Origin of the sequence: Comamonas sp. (genome assembly GCF_036666375.1) — a bacterium.
Lineage (GTDB): Bacteria > Pseudomonadota > Gammaproteobacteria > Burkholderiales > Burkholderiaceae_C > Comamonas.
This window is the reverse complement of record NZ_JAVWWA010000051.1, coordinates 1-18571: the sequence shown is the minus strand read 5'-3', so window position 1 is coordinate 18571 and position 18571 is coordinate 1. Positions and strand designations below refer to the sequence as shown.

Sequence of the window (18571 nt, the reverse complement as noted above, 5' to 3'; positions counted from 1 at the left end):
GCCGCGGCGAGGATGCTGTAGGACAGGGTGCAGCATCCCGCCGGCGTCAGCAGGCGTTCAGGGCTGTATGCCTTGCGCGAGCTTGCGGGCGATGTCGTCGAGAACCGGCAGCAGGTCGGCGACGGAATCGATCACATAGTGCGCCCCCGCCGCCCGCAGCTGCTCGGCAGCAGCTTCACGCCGCGCCTGCTGCTCGGCCGCAGAGAGTGCATTCCATTCGTTCAGCGGCAGTCCCATGGCATTGCCGCTGACCGAGACTCCCACGGTCCAGGTACCGGCATTCCTGCCTTCAAGAATGCCGACATCGGTGTCGTCGACCTTGACCACCGTCGCCGGCCACCACACGCCCAGCTCGGCAAAGCAGCGGTACATCATCAGCGGCGCGGGCCGTCCCGCGCTCAGGTCGCCCGCGCACACCAGGTTGTCGGGCAGGTAGCCCGCGGCCGCGGCAATCGGCGAGACGATGTCCATGATCGGCCGGTTGTAGCCCGTGGTCGAGCCTATCTTCAGGCCGCGCCGGCGCAGCGCCGCGACGGTATCCAGCGCGCCCGGAATGAAGTCCGCGAAGTCGGCCACCACGGCGGCGTTCATAGGCGTGAACACCGCGTAGAGGTGATCGATGTCGGCATCGGTGAAGGGCCGGCCGTGCCGGCGCTGCCACTGCGCGGCCACCTCGGGCAGCAGGCTCAGCGCCTTGATATGGTCCCACTTGGCCACGCCCATCGGGCCGCGCGCCTGCTCTATGCTGATCTCCATGCCGAACTGCGCGAACAGCCGCACGAAGGCGCCCATGGGCGCGCAGGAGCCGAAGTCGAGAATCGTGCCCGCCCAGTCGAAGACCACGGCGGACAGTTCGGTGCGTGAAGGTTGCTTGCTGCTCATTTTGATTCCGTTCAAAGGGGTGGCTTACCAGTCGCCAAACGTGTCTTCGGCAATGCCGAAGGCGGTGCTGGCGCCGGTGCCGCTGGTGACCAGCACCAGCCGCGTGGCGTCGTCAGGCTTGTCGATCAGGCAGTCGCTGCTGGCCGACGAGGGATAGATGCCTACCCAGCGCTCGGTGACGGTGGCAGTCTTGAGCTTGAGCGTGTCATGCAGATGCCGCAGGATGAGCTCGTCCACGCGCTGGTCGGCAAACGGTTCGGGCGCGGCGCTGTAGTGGTGGGAGTCGCCCACCACCAGCGAGCCGTCGGCGCTTTGCACCACGATCAGATGGATGCCGTGGTCCAGCGACTCGCCCTCTTCCTGCTGCAATTGCGCCAGCAGCGCCGCGGCCGCGGGCAGCTTGCTGTAGCCGTGGTAGCGCACCAGGCTCAGGTCGGCCATGACCGAGCCCGGCAGCTTGAAGCCCGGCTCGGGCCGCACGCGCAGCATCTGCAGCTGGCACAGCCGCAGCTGGTGGGGCGCGAGGCGCTCGGCAAACAGGCCGTTGAGATCGGTATTGGTGCAGACGACCACGCGCTCGGCGTGCAGCAGCGCGCGCGCAGTGCGTACGCGCGGCGTCGCGACTTCCAGCACGGCCTCGCCGAAACGGAACACCACGCCATGCGCCCGGGCCAGCCATTGCGCCAGCAGGCCGATGGCGCTGCGCGACTCCACGCGCATCTCGTGCGGGCTGTAGAGCACGCCCTGGGCGCCGTCGAGCTGCAGCACCGGAGCGCGGCGCGCGGCGGCGCGCGCATCGAGCAGCTCGCAGTCCTGGCCCATCTCGGTGGCCATGAACTGCTCGAGCACCTTGAGCGCCTGGGGGCGAAAGGCCGTGAGGTACAGGCCGTGGTGCAGCGCTTCAATGCCGGCCTGCGGCGCGACTTCGCCCCAGATCTCGCGCGCCCGGCGCGCGCGCCGCCAGGTGTCGCCCGCGCCCTGGCCGGTGACGGTGATGAAGCCGAAGTTGCGTATCGAGGCGCCGACGCAGGCCGCGTCGCGCTCGACCACGCAGACCTTGAGGCCGCGTCGGGCGGCCGTGTAGGCATGGGCCAGGCCGACAATGCCGGCGCCGACCACGATCAGATCGAATGTATCGGGGGAATTCATGGAGTTCAGTTCGCAAGGAAAAGGGAATATGCAGCCGGCTCAGCGCGCCGGCGCGCGCCAGACCTGGGTGCGGCGATCGACCAGCCGGCCCGCGGCCAGGTACAGCAGCGTGACCACGCCCGAGGTCGCGGCAATCAGCACCGCCATGGCCGCGGCCTGGCCGGTCTCGCCGGCCTCGTCCAGGTTGAGAATCGCCACCGAGGCCAGCTTGGTGTCGGGCGAATACAGGAAGACCACGGCCGAGATGGTGGTCATGGCGTTGATGAAGAAGTAGCGCGAGACATCGAGCAGCACCGGCAGGCAGATCGGCAGCGTGACGCGCCAGAACGTCTTGTACAGCGGCACCTTGAGCGAAGCCGACACCGCCTCGAACTCGGCATCGAGCGCCTTGAGCGCCGTGACGACGGTCAGATGGCCGGTGGTGTAGAAATGCACCACGGTGCACAGCACCATCAGCGCCAGCGTCTGGTACAGCCCGCCCAGCGGGTTGCCCGGCGCGTTGAAGAAGAAGATATAGCCCAGGCCCAGCACCAGGCCGGGCACGGCCATGGGCAGCATCGCCATCAGCCGCACCACGGGCCGCAGCAGGTCCAGGCCGCGCGTCTTCTCCAGCAGATAGGCGCCGACAAACACCACCAGCGTGCCTATCACCGCCGTGCTGGCCGCGAGTTTCAGGCTGTTCATCAGCGCCTCGCCCAACTCGGCATCGACCAGGCCCGACACATAGTGGTTCAGGCTGGGAGCGAGGTTGTAGGGCCACAGCGTGGCAAACGAGGCAAACACCGCCATGCCGAACATCGCCAGCACCAGGCCGACGATCACCAGGCAGTAAAGCGTCATGGCAGTGTCAAAGCCGCGCGACGGCCTGGGCACCAGCGCCACGGCGCGCGCGGTGAGCGTCGCGGTCTGCTTGCGCTGCACCCAGCCGTCGATGGCAAAGGTGAACACCGCGGGCGCCAGCAGCAGCAGCGCCACCACCGCGCCGCGCTGGAAGTCGTGCTGGCCTATGACCAGCTTGAAGACATCGGTGGCCAGCACGTTGAAATTGCCGCCCACCACCTTGGGAATGCCGAAGTCGGTGATCACCAGCGTGAAGCACACCAGGGCGGCGGAGATCAGGCCGTACTTGGCGCCCGGCAGCGTGACGGTGAGGAACTTGCGCACCGTGCCCGTGCCCAGCGCATCGGCGGCTTCGTACAGGCGCGCATCGGCCAGCGACAAGGCGGTCACGAGAATCATCAGCACATGCGGAAACACCGCAAAGCACTCGGCCAGCACGATGCCCGGCGCGCCGTAGATGCCGTCGAAACCCAGTCCCAGCCAGAAATCCCTGGCCAGGCCCTGGTTGCCGAACCAGTAGATCAGCGAGATCGCCGACAGCAGCGAAGGCGCCAGCAGCGGCAGCAGCATCACGGTGCGCAGCAGCGGCTTGGCCGGCATGCAGCTGCGCGTGAGCGCATAGGCAAAGGTGAAGGCCAGCGGCAGCACGATGGCCGTCACCAGCAGCGCGACCCAGATGCTTTGCCACAGGCTGGTCAGCAGCGCCGGCGAAGCCAGGTAGGCGGAAAACGCGCCGAATGCCGAGACCGCCACGCCCTCGGGCACCTGCAGCGCCTTGGACAGTATCAGCAGCAGCGGCGCCAGCAGACCTACGCCCAGCAGCAGCAGCACGCCCAGCAGGCCCAGATGACCCAGGCGCTCGTTCCAGTGCACGCGCTGGCGCATGGGGGCCAGGCGTGGGGCCGTCGCCGCGGCGTTCATGCGCCAACTCCCGCGGGAAACACGCGCAGCCTATCGGCGCGCAGCGCAAAGCTCACGCGCGCGCCCTGGCGCACGCCGAATTCATCCATCTGGTTGAGCGAGTACTGCAATTGCAGCGGCTGGCCCGCCAGGCCCTCGACATCGACTTCGGCCAGGCAGTTGCCGCCCAGGAACTCGATGTGGCGCACCGTGCCTGCGCAGCGCAGCGGGTCGTCGGCGTCGACCCCGCCCACCACGCGGTCCTCGGGCCGCAGGTACAGCGCCACCGCGCTGCCGGGCCGGAAATCCGCGCCTTCTTGCGGCGCGCAGCGCAGGCGCTTGTCGCCGCAGCGATACCAGTGATCGCCTTCGGCCACGGCCTGCAGGCGGTTGACCTTGCCGACGAAGTCGGCCACAAACGGCGAGGCCGGCTCGCGGTACACCTGCAGCGGCGTTCCCACCTGCTCGATCACGCCATGGTTCATCACCACGATGCGGTCGGCCACCGACAGCGCCTCCTCCTGGTCGTGCGTGACCATGATGGTGGTCACGCCCAGCCGGCGCTGCAGCGCGCGCAGCTCGCTGCGCAGGTGGCCGCGCACCGTGGCGTCCAGCGCCGACAGCGGCTCGTCGAGCAGCAGCAGGCCCGGCGAAGTCGCCAGCGCGCGCGCCAGGGCCACGCGCTGCTGCTGGCCGCCCGACATCTGCGCCGGGTATTTGCCGGCGCTGGCCACCAGGCCCACGAGATACAGCAGCTCATCGACGCGCGCCGCGATGCGCGCGCGCGACTGCCGTCCATTGACAAGGCCGTAGCCCACGTTCTGCGCCACCGTCAGGTTGGGAAACAGCGCATACGACTGGAACATGATGCCGTAGTCGCGCTCGGCGGGCGGCGCCGTGGAAATGTCGAACCCGCCCTGCACGATGCTGCCCGAGGTCTGGGTCTCCAGCCCGGCGATGATGCGCAGCAGCGTGGTCTTGCCGCAGCCCGAAGGCCCGAGAAAGCAGACAAACTCCCCCTTGCGGATGTTCAGGTCTATGCTTTGCAGCGCGGTGAACGCGCCAAAGCGCTTGTGGATGCCGCGCAGCGCGAGGTAGGAGTCGTCCATGGTGCTTACTTCTTGGCTTCGGACTTGCTGTCGTAGCGCCTGGACCACTCGGCCAGGGTCGCATCGCGGCTGGCCGCGGCCTTGTCGAAGTCCAGCTTGATCAGGCGCGACTCGTAGTCGTCGGGAATGCCGGCCAGCTTGGGCGCGATGCCGGGCTGGGCGGTGATCGCGAAGTTCTTGCCGTAAAGGCGCATCGCGTCCTTGGACGAGGCCCAGTTGGCGAGCTTCCTGGCGGCTTCGAGCTTCTTCGTGCCCTTGTAGATGGCGAAACCTTCGAGGTCCCAGCCGAGACCCTCCTTGGGAAACACCAGCTCGATGGGCGCGCCCTTGGCCTTGTTGGTGTGGCCGCGGTATTCGAAGGAGATGCCCGCCACGTACTCGCCGGCCGCCGCCATGTTGCAGGGCTTGGAGCCCGAGTGGGTGTACTGCGCGATGTTCTGGTGCAGCGCGTCCATGTACTTCCAGCCGCCGCCCTTGCCGCCTTCGTCGCCCCACATTTGCAGCCAGGACACGACGTCGAGATAGCCCGTGCCCGACGAGGCCGGGTTGGGCATCACCACCTGGCCCTTGAACTCGGGCTTGGTCAGATCCTTCCAGGTGGTGGGAATGGCGATGTTGCGCTTCTTGGCCTCGACGGTGTTGAAGCACACCGTGGCGCCGAAGACGTTCATGCCGAACCAGGCGGGCGGATTCTTCTTGTCGCGGTAGGCCGGCATGATCGCGTCGATGTTCAGCGGCGCATAGGGCTCGAGCATGCCGTTGCGGTCAAACAGCGCCAGGCTGGTGGCGGCCACGCCCATGACGACATCGGCCTGGGGGTTGGCCTTCTCGGCCAGCAGCTTGGCGGTGATCACGCCCGTGGAGTCGCGCACCCACTTGATCTCTATGTCGGGATGGGAGGCGACGAAGGCTTCCTGATAGGCCTTGAGCTGGTCGGTTTCCAGCGCGGTATAGACCACCAGCTGCTGCTTTTGCGCCAAGGCCGGCGCGGCAAGCATGAGTCCGAAAGTGACGGCGAGGATCTGCCGGGCGACGTATTTCATTGAGCGGCTCCAAGAGTTGAACAGGGTCGAACTTTGGCGCTCTCACATGTCATGACTGTGACATTTTCTTCAAGCAAAATGCAGGCCATGGTTTGTAGATTGTTTGTTGTAGATCGTAGACAATCTACAAAACACCGATTTTTGAAGAACAGCCCATGACCGTTTCCAGCCCCATCAACGACGCCATTGCACAGCTGCAGGGCAACTCGCTCGCCGGTTTGGTGCACGACGAAGTCGAGCGCATGATCCTGGCCGGAGAACTGCAGCCCGGCGCCAAGCTGACCGAGTCGTCCATCGCCATGCAGCTGGGCGTCTCGCGCGGCCCGGTGCGCGAAGCCTTCCGCATGCTCGACGAGGCCGGCCTGGTGCGCAGCGAGAAGAACCGCGGGGTGTTCGTGCGCGCCATCGCGCTGGATGAGGCGCTGGAAATCTTCGAGCTGCGCGCCGTGATGGAGATGTACATCGGCCGCAAGCTCGCCGAGACCTGCACTGCCGCGCAGACCCGGGCCTTGCGCCAGCTGGTCGATGCCATGGACATCGCGGCCAAGGCCGGCAATGGCCAGGACTTCCACCGCAGCAACCTGGAGTTTCACGACAGCCTGCTGCAGCTCGCGGGCAATGCCAAGTTCACCGCCAACTACCGCCGGCTCATCAAGGAGCTGTCGCTGATTCGGCGCAAGAACCTCACGGTGGAAACCATGGTGGTCTATGCGCGCGAGCACCGGCAGATCGTCAAGGCCATCGCCGCGCGCGACGCCGAGGCCGCGGGCCGCGCCATGTTCGAGCATGTGATGAACAGCCGCGAGCGCACGCTGCACAACTACAGCGCGCAGCCGGCCGCCGAGGTGCCGGCGCGCCGGCGCGCGCTGCGCACCACGGCCGAGGCCTGAGCATGGCGCTGGCCTTGGACGACATCGCGCTGCTGTTCGCGCGCCACGGCGCCACGCAATACAGCGGCGAGCCCGTGACCCAGACCGAACACGCGCTGCAGACCGCCTGGTTCGCCGAGCAGTCCGGCGCCGACGACGCGCTCATCACGGCCGCGCTGCTGCATGACATCGGCCACCTGCTGCAAGACCGCGGCGAGACCCCGAGCGCGCGCGGCATCGATGACCTGCACCAGTTCAGCGCCCTGCCTTTCCTGCGCGGGCTGTTTGGCGACAGGGTGCTGGACGCCATACGCTGGCATGTGGACGCCAAGCGCTATCTGTGCGCGATCCGCGCGGACTACGAAGCCGCGCTGTCGGCGGACTCGCGGCGCAGCCTGGCGTTGCAGGGCGGCGTGTTCTCGCCGCAGCAGGCCGCGCAATTCATCGCCAGGCCGCATGCGCGCGAAGCCGTGCAACTGCGGCTGTGGGACGACCGCGCCAAGATCAAGGATTTGCCCACGCCGGCCCTGGGCCACTATCTGGCCATCGCTGCGCGCTGCCGCGCTCCGCAGGCCCGGCCATGAGCCTGGACATCTTCCTGGTTCTGGCCCTGCTGTTCGCCGCGCTGCTGCACGCCAGCTGGAACGCGCTCATCAAGTCCGGCGGCGACAAGTCGCTGGACACCGCGCTGATCCACAGCCTGGGCCTGGTCTTCGCGCTTCCGGCCCTGCTCTGGTTCGGTCTGCCGCCGGCTGCGGCCTGGCCCTTCATCGCGGCCTCGACGCTGATCCACATCGCCTACTATGCGGCGCTGGCGGGTGCCTACCGCTACGGCGATCTGGGTCTGACCTATCCGATCATGCGCGGAGCCGCGCCGCTGCTGGTGGCCTTGGTGAGTTCCGTGCTGCTGGACGAGCCGCTCTCGGGCCCCGCCTGGCTGGGGGTGATCGTGCTGTCGGCGGGCGTGCTGCTCGTGGGACTGGCGCGTGCCGGCCACAACGCGGCGAACGCCAGCCACCGCCGCAAGGCGCTGGGATTTGCGCTGGCCAACGCGGCCATCATCGCCAGCTACACCGTCATCGACGGCATGGGCGTACGCGCCGCGGGCAATGCGTTTTCCTATGTCGCGGCCCTGTTCCTGTTCGACGGCCTGCCCTATATGGCGCTGGTGCTGTGGCGCGCGGGCCCGCGCCGCGGCGAAGCCCTGCGCTACATGCGCGCGCGCGCTGCGCTGGCCCTCGCCGGCACGGCCGCGTCGCTGGGCAGCTACGGCATTGCGCTGTGGGCCATGATGCACGCGCCCGTGGCGCTGGTCGCCGCGCTGCGCGAAACCTCGGTGATCTTCGCGGCACTGATAGGCACCTGGGTACTGGGCGAGCGCTTCGGCTGGGCGCGCGCCACGGGCACGGCGCTGGTTGTCGCGGGCGTGGTGACGCTGCGCTTCAGCTAGCGCCCGCTGGCCAGCCGGTCCGGCACATCCGGTTCGGAAATCGGCGGCTCGGTCAGCTGGTGACCCCAGGAGGCCACCAGTTCCTCTATGGCCGCGGCCACCACGCGGCAGGCGGGGGTCAGCTTGCCCTGTTTGGGCAGCGCCAGCGTGACATGGCGGCACAGGTCGGGGCCCACCAGCTTGCTCGCCTGCAGACGCCCGGCCTGCAGATCCGCGACCACGGTGAACGGCCCGAGTATCGAATAGAGTCCCGGCGTGTGGGCCACCAGTTCGCGCTGCACCGTCAACGAGTCGGCCTCGGCCACGGATTCGAGCCGGAAGCCCAGGCTGCGCGCCGTCTCGTCGAGCGCATTGCGCCAATGGCTGGGCCGGCGCGGCAGCACCAGACGCAGGCCGTCGAGCCGGGCGAACTCGACGGTGGGCTCGGCCGTGAGCGCCGCACCGGGTGGCGACACCAGATAGGTATGCACCACGCACAGCAGCTTTTCCTCGGCGCTGCTGGGCGGCTGGAAGCGAAACAGGATGGCCAGGTCCAGCGCGCCGCTGTCCAGCAAGGTGTCCAGCACCACGCCCTGGCCTTCGGTGATGTTCAGCCGTATGCCGGGGTGCTGGGCCTGCAGCCGCTGGAACAGCCGCGTGACCAGCGGGTGGGCCGAGGAAGGCAGTATGCCCAGCCTGACCTCGCCCATCACCTGGCTGGAATCCAGGCGCATTTCCTCCATCAGGTGTTCCGTGTCGTTGAGCCAGACCCGCAGGCGCGAGGCCACGCGCACGCCGTGCTCGGTCAGCACCACGCCGCGTCCGGTGCGGCGAAACAGCGGCCCGCCGCATTGCGCTTCGAAGTCGGTGATCTGGCGGCTGATGTGCGACTGCACGGTCTGGCGGCGCAACGCCACCTTGCTGAGGCTGCCGGCCTCGGCGACTTCCAGGAACAGGCGAACGGTGGGCAGGTGCATGGCGGACTTGTGAATTGCCAAAAGACAGAACTCTGATATCTGGGAATTCTATCTAGAAGAAAGTCTGCTGAATTCTTAAAGTCCCTAGCACTCCCCCCATCCACAGAGTCCGATATGAAAATCCTGAGCTTCGAACATGCCGGCCAAGCCACTTATGGCGTGCTGCAGGGCAATGACTGCCTCGTGCCTCCACCAGCTTTCCTGGCGCGCTTTCCCGACCTGCGCTCGGTTCTTGCGGGCGCTGCGCTCGGCGAGCTGCGCGACGCCCTCGCCCAAGGCACGGCGCTCGCACGTTCCTCGCTGCGCGCCCTGCCCGTGATCCCCAATCCCGGCAAGCTGATCTGCGTCGGGCTCAACTACAAAACCCACGTGGCCGAGACCCAGCGCGCGGACAGCGAATATCCTTCGCTGTTCCTGCGCTTCAACGACTCGCTGGCCGCCGACGGCGACGAAGTGCTGCGCCCGGCGTTTTCCGAGCGCTTCGACTGGGAAGGCGAGCTGGCCTTCGTGATCGGCAAGGGCGGGCGCCATATCCGCAAGGAAGACGCCTTCGAACACATTGCCGGCTATACCTGCTTCAACGACATCAGCGTGCGCGACTGGCAGCGCCACACGCACCAGTTCACTCCGGGCAAGAACTTTCCCGGCACCGCGCCCTTCGGCCCCTTCCTGGTCACGCGCGACGAAGTGCCCGATGTCTCGCAGCTGCAGCTCGAGACCCGGCTCAACGGCCAGGTGGTGCAAAAGGCCGGCCTGGCCGATCTGATCTTCGACATCCCGACCATCGTTGCCTACATCTCGCGTTTCACCCCGCTGTCCCCGGGCGACGTCATCGCCACCGGCACGCCCGGCGGCGTGGGCGACCGGCGCCAGCCGCCGCTGTACATGCAGCAAGGCGATGAGATCGAAGTCGAGATCACCGGCCTGGGCGTGCTGCGCAACCGCATCGCCACCGACCCCGGCACCGTCTGAACTGGAGACAAACACATGAGCAACCCACCCAAACTCCGCATCGCGGTCGACATCGGCGGCACCTTCACCGACATGGCGGCCTTTGACGAAGCCAGCGGCAAGCTGCTGTTCGGCAAGGCGCTGTCCACGCACGGCGCGCTGGTCGAGGGCATACAGGCGACCATAGACAGCGCCGATATCGACTGGCGCGACGGCCACCTGTTCCTGCACGGCTCGACCATTGCCATCAACACGCTGCTCGAACGCACGGGCGCCAATACCGCGCTGTTGATCACCGAAGGCTTTCGCGACATCTACGAGATCGGCCGCGTGAACCGGCCCGATGCCTACAACCTGTTCTTCAACAAGCACCAGCCGCTGGTCAAGCGCTCCTTGCGTTTCGAAGTGTCCGAACGCCTGCGCGCCGATGGCAGCACGCACAAGCCGCTCGATGAAGCGGCGGTGCGCGAACTGGCCCGCGAGTTGCAGGGCCAGAACGTCGAGGCCGTGGCCGTACTGCTGCTGCATTCCTACCGCAACCCGGCGCACGAGCAGCGCGTCAAGCAGATCCTGCAGGAAGAGCTGCCCGGCGCCTTTGTCTGCGCTTCGCACGAGCTCAGCCAGGAATACCGCGAGTTCGAGCGCGTCTCCACCGCCGTGGCAAACGCCTACGTGGGCCCGCGTGTCTCCGAATACCTGGGCCAGCTGGAGACGCATCTGGCCGGCAAGGGCTTTGACGGCGACTTCTACATCGTGCAATCGACCGGCGGCCTGTTCCCGGTCGAGCATGCCAAGGTCGGCTGCGTGCGCATGCTGGAATCGGGCCCGGCCGCGGGCGTGATCGGCGCGCAGGCCATCTGCGCCCAGCTGGGCATGGGCGATGCGATTGCCTTCGACATGGGCGGCACCACGGCCAAGGCCGGCGTGATCAGCAACGGCCGGCCGCTGACCACGGGCTCGGCGCTGATCGGTGGCTACGAACGCGCGCTGCCGATACAGATCCCGATGATGGACATCCACGAGGTGGGCACGGGTGGCGGCTCGATCGCGCGCGTGGAAACCGGCAACGCGCTGCGCGTGGGCCCGCAGAGCGCGGGCTCCATTCCCGGCCCGGTCGCCTACGGCCGCGGCGGGCTCGAGCCCACGGTCACCGACGCCAATCTGGTGCTGGGCCGACTGGACGCGGACAATTTCCTCGGCGGCGAACTCAAGCTCGACATGGAAGGCTGCCAGCGCCAGATGCGCGAGCGCATCGCCGCGCCGCTGGGGCTGGAGCCCACGCAGGCGGCCGATGGCATCCTGCGCATCGCGGTGACGCAGATGTCGCATGCGGTCAAGGCCGTGACCACCGAGCGCGGCCTGGATGCCGGCAGCTTCACGATGGTGGTCTACGGCGGCGCGGGCCCGCTGCATGCCTCGGCAATTGCGCGCGAGATCGGCATACGCAAGGTGCTGATTCCCTATGCGCCGGGCTATTTCTCGGCCTACGGAATGCTGTTTTCCGACCTGCGCTACGACTACGTGCGCTCGGTGTTCCGCAAGCTCAACGATGTGTCCTTCGAGGAAATCGAGGCCGCCTACCAATCCATGGAAGACGAGGGCCGCGCCGCGCTGGCGCAGTCGGGCGTCAAGGCCGACGGCGTGGTGATAGAGCGCGCCGCCGACATGCGCTACGTGGGCCAGGAGCACGCGGTCACGGTGGACCTGCCGCTGGCGTTCTTCGCGGGCCGCGATCGCTCGGCCATCAAGCAGCAGTTCGACGAGTTGCACAAGGTGCGCTACGGCACCTCGGCACCGGGCGAGCCCGCCGATCTGGTGAGCCTGCGCGTGACCGTGCTGGGCACGATGAAGAAACCGCCCAGGCACAGCGTGGAGCGCGGCATGGCCGCGCCCGACCGCCAGGCGCTGCGCACCACCAAGCCGGTGTACTTCCGCGCCGGCGGCTGGGCCGACACGCCGGTCTACATCCGCGACCGCCTGCTCGCGGGCAATGCCATTGCCGGGCCGGCGCTGATCGAGGAGCACGCCTCGACCACCGTGGTCCAGCCCGGCGACGCGCTGCGCGTCGACGAACTCGGAAATCTGCAAATCGACATCGGGAGCGACCGTTCATGAGCACCAACCCCAACACCCCCGTGGCGATCGATCCGATCACCGTCGAAGTCATTCGCAACGGCCTGTACGCGGTCACCGAGGAGATGAAGACCAATCTCACGCGCACCGCCTACAACCTGATCATCTACGAGGCGCTGGACTTCACGGTGGGCCTGTTCACCAAGGAAGGCGATACGGTCTCCATAGGCCTGGGCCTGCCGATGTTCATCCGCGGCATGTCCGAGACGGTCAAGGCCAAGATCCGCCACTTCGGCTACGAGAACATCCTGCCGGGCGACATCCTGGTGACCAACGACGCCTACACCACCGGCAGCCACCTGAACCATTTCACGTTCACCATGCCGGTGTTCCATGAAGGCAAGCTCGAAGGCTTCACCTGCTGCATGGCGCACTGGCTGGACGTGGGCGGCACGCTGGGCAACGTGACCACCGACATCTTCAGCGAAGGGATTCAGATCCCCATCATGAAGTACCAGCGCCAAGGCGTGGTCAACCAGGACCTGATCGACATCATTGCCATGAACGTGCGCCTGGCCGAGCGCGCGCTGGGCGATCTGCGCGCGCAGATCACGGCCATCACCACGGGCGAGCGGCGCTATGTCGAGCTGCTGCAGCGCTACGGCGTCGACGCCGTGAACGGCTCCATCGCCCAGATCATGGACTCGTCCGAGGCCGTGGCGCGCAAGAACACGCTGTCGATTCCCGACGGCGTCTACGAGGCGGAGTCGTTCATGGACGACGACGGCCTGGACATAGGCAAGCGCATTCCGATCCGCGTGAAGATCACGGTCGCGGGCGACGAGATGACCGTCGATCTGTCGGATGTCAGCAAGCAGGTGCGCGGCTTCTACAACTCGGGCTTCACCACGGGCATTGCCTGTGCGCAGGTGGCCTACAAGTGCCTGACCACGCCCACCGATTACCCGGTCAACGACGGCAGCTTCCGCCCGCTCAAGGTGATCATGCCCATGGGCACGGTGATCTCTGCCGAGCGGCCCTATCCGATGCGCGTCTGGATGACCTTTCCGATGACGGTGATCGACACCATCTTCAAGGCGCTGGCGCCCGCGATTCCCGACCGCTCCATTGCCGGCCACCACGCCGATCTGGTGTTCCCCAACATCCACGGCATTTCGCCCGAGGACGGCAGGCTGTTCATCGTGGGCATAGGCCCGCTGGGCGGCGGCTGGGGCGCCAAGAGCCAGGAAGACGGCGTCTCGGTCACGGTCTGCATCAACGACGGCGACACGCACAACAGCCCTACCGAGCAGCTCGAGGCCAAGTACCCGGTGCTGGTGGAGAAATACGAGATCCGCCAGGACAGCGCGGGCGCGGGCCAGTACCGCGGCGGCCTGGGCGCGGAGATGGTGGTGCAGGCGCTGTCGCCGTTCACCGTCACCACGCGCATAGACCGCGTGCACTGCAAGCCCTGGGGCCTGGAAGGCGGCGGCGACGCCATGGGCAACGGCCTGGCCGTGCGCCACAAGGGCGAGTGGAAGACCGACCACGCGAACGCGAAGATCTTCAACGTGCGGCTGGAGCGCGGCGACGCCTACAAGATGCTGTCGGGCGGCGGCGGCGGCTTCGGCAATCCGCTGGAGCGCGAGCTCGACAAGGTGGCCGAGGACGTGCGCGAAGGCTATGTCAGCGCCCAGGTGGCGCGCGCGGTCTACCGCGTGGCACTGGACTCGCGGGGCCAGGTCGACCATGAGGCCACGCGCACGCTGCGCAGCACGCCCGGCAGCGCCGGCAACGGATCGGCCGATCTCGCCTGGGCCGGGCAGTGAGCACCGCCATGGCCGACGCACTGACGCAGCAGGCCGAAAGCCTGCTGGACCTGTGGTGCAGCCTGGCGCTGCGCCATGTGGCCCTGGGCTCGGCCTGCGCCTGCGGCTCGGGCGGCGTGAGCCTGCGGCTCGAAGACTTCGAACTGGACATCGTCGACTACCTGCAGGACGGCGGCGAGCGCAGTGACGAAGCCCAGGTCGCACAGTGGTTTCACGCCCACCCGGAGCTGGCAGCGCGCGCCCAGCCGCTGCGCGCCCTGCTGGACGAGGTGCTGCAGCAACGCCTGCCCGCGCCGGTCGCCCAGTGGCTGCTGCAGCGGCTGGAACGCACGCTGCGCTCCTTCGCGCAGATGCATGGAGCGGACATGGTGTAGCGCCAGAACCTGGCGCGGCAATGCAACCACAACAACGGGGCCTGGCTCGCAGCGCCCCGAGGAGACAACAATGACATCGGCCCTATCCATTTCCGCGATAACCCCAGGCACTGCGCCGCGCAGGCCCGCAGGCAGGCAGCGCTTTTCGCCGGCGCCGGCGGCACGGCCATGAGCGGGCATTTTTCCGCGCTGCTGGCCGACACGCCGTCCCTGGGCGATCGCATTCCGGTCACGGTGCTCACCGGATTTCTCGGCAGCGGCAAGACCACGCTGCTCAACCGCCTGCTGCGCCTGCCCGATCTGACGGGCACCGTGGTCATCGTCAACGAGTTCGGCGAGATCGGCATAGACCACGATCTGATCGCGCAGACCACCGAAGACACCGTGCTGCTGGCCAACGGCTGCATGTGCTGCTCGGTGCGCGGCGACCTGGTGGACGCCCTGCTGCGCATAGGCGAGGCGGCGAGCGCACGGCAGGTGCTGATAGAAACCAGCGGGCTGGCCGACCCCGCCCCCATCTTGCGCGCGCTGATGGGCGAGCCGGCCGTGCGCTCGCGCTTCCGGCTGGCGGGCGTCGCCTGCACCGTCGATGCCGTCTTGGGCATGCAGACCCTGGACCGGTTCCCGGAATCGGTGCGGCAGGTCGCGGTCGCGGACCAGCTGTTTCTGACCAAGACCGATCTGACGCCCGAGCGGCAGGTTTCGCCTGAACTGCGCGAGCGCCTGCGCAGTTTGGGCGCGACGGCGGCGCAACACACGCACAGCGATCAATACCCCGCCATCCTGCAACAGCTGCTGCGCCATCCCTCGGCCGCGGCCCGGGACCCGCAGACACCGCACTACCGCCCGCAAGGCCAGGCCGAGGCCGCCCCCACGCACCGCGACGGCATACATTCCTTTGTCATCGTCCGCGACCAGCCCCTGGCACGCGACGCGTTTTCCGCCTGGCTCGACATGGTGATCGCCATGCGCGGCGACGACCTGCTGCGCGTCAAGGGCCTGGTGCATCTCGCCGAGGAGCCCGACCGGCCGCTGGTGATTCATGGCGTGCAGCATCTTTTCCATCCTCCCGAGCTGCTGCCCTGCTGGCCCGGGCCGGATCGCCGCACGCGCATCGTGTTCATCACCCGCGGCGTGGACGCCCAGGCCCTGGACGACACGCTGCACGTCTTCGAGCGCCGCCGCGCCCGCGCCAGGCCGGAGCCGGACACGACCCCCATACCAAAACCACAGGAGACACCATGAGTTGGATCAAAATCATCGCCGGCGCAATCGCCTTGTCGGCGGCGCCCGCCTGGAGCCAGACGGACAAGTTCCCCGAGCGCGCCATCAAGATCATCGTGCCGTTTGCCGCGGGCGGCGGCGTGGACAACGCGGCGCGCGTGCTGGCCCATCAACTGCAGACGCAGCTGGGCGTGCCGGTGCTCATAGACAACCGCTCGGGCGCCAACGGCACGGTCGGCGGAAAGGCCGCGCAGACCGCGCCCGCCGACGGCCACACCTTGCTGTTCTCCGCCGCGACCCATGTGCTGGCCAAGCAGGTCATGAGCCACCCGCCCTACGACCCGCAACTCGACTTCGCGCCGGTGGCGCGCGTGGGCGAGGCGCCGCTGATGCTGGTGATCGCGCCCCAGCTGGAGCCAAGGAACCTCGGCGAAGTGCTGGCCGCGGCGCGCCAGCAACCCGAGAAATGGACTGCGGGCATTCCTGCAGTCGGCGCGCCCAGCCATCTGGCCACGCTGCTGCTCGCCAAGCAGGGCAATGTGAAGTTCAGCTTCGTGCCCTACCGCGGCACGCAGCCGGCCTTGATCGACGTGGCCGGAGGCCATACGGCGCTGCTGCTGGACTCGATGATCTCCATGCTGCCGCTGACCAAGGCCGGCAAGGTCAAGCCTATCGCGGTCACGGCGCCCAGGCGCAGCGCGCTGACGCCCGATGTGCCGACCGCCAGGGAAAGCGGCTTTCCCGAGATGACCTACATGTCCTGGTACGGCGTCTGGGCGCCCAAGGGCACGCCCGCGGATCGCGTCAAGCGCTTGAACGCGGCCATCAACACGGCCATTTCCGCCCAGGCCAAGGCCGGGGCCTGGGCGCACCTGGGCATAGAACCCGTCAACGAGAGCGCCGAGCAGTTCCGCCAGTTCATCGCCAACGACGTGGCCCAGGGCGCAGAACTGCTCAAGAACGCCGGCTTCAAGCCGGAGTAGCGCCCGCGGCCCGTACGGCCGCGCGAAAGTTTCAATCAAAAAGAGAGATGGAGACAAACATGAAAAAACCTCTTGCCCTGGCGACGATGTTGATTGCCAGCGGCGCAAGCCACGCCCAGTCGTCGGTCACCGTGTTCGGCGTGATCGATCTGGCGGTCCAACATGCCCGGCAGGCCGGCAACAGCGTCACCCGACAGAACGGCATAGGCGGCAACCAGTTCAGCCGCCTGGGCTTTCGCGGCGTCGAAGACCTGGGCGGCGGATGGTCCGCGGGCTTTGTGCTCGATGCGGGGCTCAATCTCGACACCGGCGCCGGCGCGCTGACCAGCGCCGACAATCTGACGACCGCCGGCGGCGGCGCGCTGACGTTCAGCCGCCGCTCCACGGTGAGTCTGATATCGAAGTCCTGGGGCGAACTGCGGCTGGGGCGCGACTTCGTTCCCACCTATTGGAACCTCACGGGTTTCGATCCTTTCGGCAGCGCCGGCGCGGGCTCGGTCAACAACCTGGCGCAAGGCGGGCTGACGCGCGTGTCCACGGTGCAGACCGCGGTGCGCGCTTCCAACAGCATAGGCTACGTACTGCCCGGCCTGCATGGCTTCTATGGCCAGGCCATGCATGCGCTGGCCGAAGGCAACGGGCCGTCGCGCCAGGATGGTCGCTATAGCGGAGTGCGGCTGGGCTATGCGCACGCTGGCTGGAACCTGGCACTGGCCCATGGCGTGACCCGCCTGGGCACGGGCGATGTCAGCACCAGCAACATCGGCGCGAGCTACCAGTTCGCTGGCATCAAGGCCATGGCCCAGGTGTTCCGCGACAGCAAGGAGGTCGTCGCCGCGCCCAACCGCTCCAACGGCTGGCTGGTCGGCGCCCAGATCAATGCCGGCCCGGGCTATATTCCTCTGTCCTACTCCCGCGTCTCGGACAACTCGGCCAGCGATCGCCAGGCCAAGCAACTTGCCGTGGGCTATGTCTACAACCTGTCCAGGCGCACGGCGCTGTATTCGACCTATTCGCGGCTGCAAAACCGCAATGGCGCCGCGTTGACCGGCGGCGGCGTGCCGGGCGTGGCCAACGCAGCCTGGACCGGCCTGGACATAGGCATGCGCCACAGCTTCTGAGGCACGCGCCCCGCAGACCTCGGGGCTCAGCCTGCGGCCAGGGCCGGGTGCGGCTGGGGCTGCACCAGCCAATCGAGAGCGTCCTGCCACAGCCCTTGCGAGGACGCCCTGAAATAGCCCATGTGGCCAATGCCGCGCGAGCGCGCCTCGGGTGCGATATCGCAGGTGGACAGCGCGGCATGGCGATAGCCGCTCATGAACGCATCGCGCGATGCGGCCGGCGCCCAGAGGTCGTCCAGCGCGTTGGCCGCCATCATGGGCACTTTCACTGCCGCATACCGGTCCGCGATCCCGGGCATCTGCGGATCGTCGAAGAAATAGCGCGGAAAGCGGCACCAGTGGCGCCACTGCACGAAGGCGTCGCGCGGCAGGTCTTCGCCCAGGCCCAGCATCTTCCAAGGGCAATAGCCTTTCCAGCGCGTGAGCAGCGGCAGCACCAGATTCCACATCAGCAGCACCTTGAACTGCTCGCTGCGCCGCATCCAGCCATGCCAGCCCGCGCCCACGCCAAAGCCGTAGAACGCCGCGACCTTGTCATGGTTGGGCAGCAGGCCCAGCGCATGGCCGCCATACGAGTGGCCGATGACGTACAGCGGCAGTCCATCGCCGCCGGACATCGCCTCCACGGCCGCCGCCAGGTCGAGCTGTCCCCAGTCCAGCAGCGACATCCTGAAGTCCTTGAGCGAAGGCGGACGCGACTGTCCTATGCCGCGGTAGTCAAAGGTCAGCGTCTCGAAGCCCCGGGCCGCGGCAAACTCGGCAAACCGGCGGTAAAAGCCCTGGGGCACGGCCGTCGCTCCGGCAACGATCAGCCGCGC

At 67.6% G+C, this 18571-nt stretch carries 17 protein-coding genes; 10 read left to right on the top strand and 7 right to left on the bottom strand.

Translation table 11 applies throughout. The features are described 5' to 3' along the window. Positions 1–57: 57 nt before the first annotated feature. The 5 genes from phnX to RR928_RS13705 are packed head-to-tail and all read right to left on the bottom strand — an operon-like array spanning position 58 to position 5923. Positions 58–882, bottom strand: coding sequence for a phosphonoacetaldehyde hydrolase (gene phnX, locus RR928_RS13725; protein WP_332549527.1), 825 nt, complete (start codon positions 880–882; stop codon positions 58–60). A gap of 24 nt (positions 883–906) precedes the next feature. Further along, entirely contained in the window at positions 907–2031 is a 1125-nt protein-coding gene (locus tag RR928_RS13720) for a TIGR03364 family FAD-dependent oxidoreductase (RefSeq protein WP_332549526.1), read from the bottom strand. 39 nt (positions 2032–2070) lie between these two features. Further along, the gene (locus RR928_RS13715; RefSeq protein WP_332682943.1) at positions 2071–3792 is read right to left on the bottom strand and encodes a putative 2-aminoethylphosphonate ABC transporter permease subunit; all 1722 of its coding nucleotides are present in this window, start codon (positions 3790–3792) and stop codon (positions 2071–2073) included. Further along, positions 3789–4880, bottom strand: coding sequence for a putative 2-aminoethylphosphonate ABC transporter ATP-binding protein (locus tag RR928_RS13710; RefSeq protein ID WP_332682941.1), 1092 nt, complete (start codon positions 4878–4880; stop codon positions 3789–3791). The genes RR928_RS13715 and RR928_RS13710 overlap by 4 nt, the downstream gene beginning before the upstream one ends. Positions 4881–4885: 5 nt before the next feature. Then, complete coding sequence (locus tag RR928_RS13705) at positions 4886–5923, bottom strand: putative 2-aminoethylphosphonate ABC transporter substrate-binding protein (RefSeq protein WP_332682939.1); 1038 nt, start codon at positions 5921–5923, stop codon at positions 4886–4888. A gap of 155 nt (positions 5924–6078) precedes the next feature. On the opposite strand from RR928_RS13705, the gene RR928_RS13700 reads away from it, so the two are divergent. The 3 genes from RR928_RS13700 to RR928_RS13690 are packed head-to-tail and all read left to right on the top strand — an operon-like array spanning position 6079 to position 8242. Beyond that, a complete protein-coding gene (locus tag RR928_RS13700; RefSeq protein WP_332534099.1) occupies positions 6079–6813 on the top strand; it encodes a phosphonate utilization associated transcriptional regulator in 735 nt (244 codons plus the stop codon). A gap of 2 nt (positions 6814–6815) precedes the next feature. Next, positions 6816–7376 (top strand): phosphonate degradation HD-domain oxygenase, encoded by a 561-nt coding sequence (locus tag RR928_RS13695; protein ID WP_332534100.1) that lies wholly within the window; start codon positions 6816–6818, stop codon positions 7374–7376. Then, positions 7373–8242, top strand: a complete 870-nt coding sequence (locus tag RR928_RS13690; RefSeq protein ID WP_332549636.1) for an EamA family transporter — start codon at positions 7373–7375, stop codon at positions 8240–8242. Before RR928_RS13695 ends, RR928_RS13690 begins: the two co-directional genes overlap by 4 nt. Here the strand turns inward: RR928_RS13690 and RR928_RS13685 are convergent. Continuing rightward, entirely contained in the window at positions 8239–9198 is a 960-nt protein-coding gene (locus RR928_RS13685) for a LysR family transcriptional regulator (RefSeq protein WP_332534102.1), read from the bottom strand. The genes RR928_RS13690 and RR928_RS13685 overlap by 4 nt on opposite strands. A gap of 114 nt (positions 9199–9312) precedes the next feature. Between RR928_RS13685 and RR928_RS13680 the strand changes: the two genes are divergently transcribed. The 7 genes from RR928_RS13680 to RR928_RS13650 all read left to right on the top strand — a co-directional run bounded on the left by RR928_RS13680 (position 9313) and on the right by RR928_RS13650 (position 17753). Continuing rightward, the gene (locus tag RR928_RS13680; protein WP_332534103.1) at positions 9313–10170 is read left to right on the top strand and encodes a fumarylacetoacetate hydrolase family protein; all 858 of its coding nucleotides are present in this window, start codon (positions 9313–9315) and stop codon (positions 10168–10170) included. A 15-nt stretch (positions 10171–10185) separates the two neighbouring features. Next, positions 10186–12264 carry a hydantoinase/oxoprolinase family protein gene (locus RR928_RS13675; protein WP_332682936.1) on the top strand — a complete coding sequence of 693 codons (2079 nt, stop codon included), beginning with the start codon at positions 10186–10188 and terminating at the stop codon, positions 12262–12264. Further along, the gene (locus RR928_RS13670) at positions 12261–14051 is read left to right on the top strand and encodes a hydantoinase B/oxoprolinase family protein (RefSeq protein WP_332534105.1); all 1791 of its coding nucleotides are present in this window, start codon (positions 12261–12263) and stop codon (positions 14049–14051) included. The genes RR928_RS13675 and RR928_RS13670 overlap by 4 nt, the downstream gene beginning before the upstream one ends. Positions 14052–14059: 8 nt before the next feature. Beyond that, entirely contained in the window at positions 14060–14425 is a 366-nt protein-coding gene (locus tag RR928_RS13665; RefSeq protein ID WP_332534106.1) for a hypothetical protein, read from the top strand. Positions 14426–14593: 168 nt separating this feature from the next. After that, positions 14594–15670: a CobW family GTP-binding protein gene (locus tag RR928_RS13660; RefSeq protein ID WP_332534107.1), complete on the top strand. Its 1077-nt coding sequence runs from the start codon at positions 14594–14596 to the stop codon at positions 15668–15670. Next, positions 15667–16632 (top strand): Bug family tripartite tricarboxylate transporter substrate binding protein, encoded by a 966-nt coding sequence (locus tag RR928_RS13655; protein ID WP_332534108.1) that lies wholly within the window; start codon positions 15667–15669, stop codon positions 16630–16632. Before RR928_RS13660 ends, RR928_RS13655 begins: the two co-directional genes overlap by 4 nt. A 59-nt stretch (positions 16633–16691) precedes the next feature. Further along, positions 16692–17753: a porin gene (locus tag RR928_RS13650; RefSeq protein ID WP_332682933.1), complete on the top strand. Its 1062-nt coding sequence runs from the start codon at positions 16692–16694 to the stop codon at positions 17751–17753. A 26-nt stretch (positions 17754–17779) separates the two neighbouring features. Here RR928_RS13650 and RR928_RS13645 read toward each other — a convergent pair. Then, a partial coding sequence (locus tag RR928_RS13645; RefSeq protein ID WP_332682931.1) for an alpha/beta hydrolase family protein occupies positions 17780–18571 on the bottom strand: 792 nt, incomplete at its 5' end.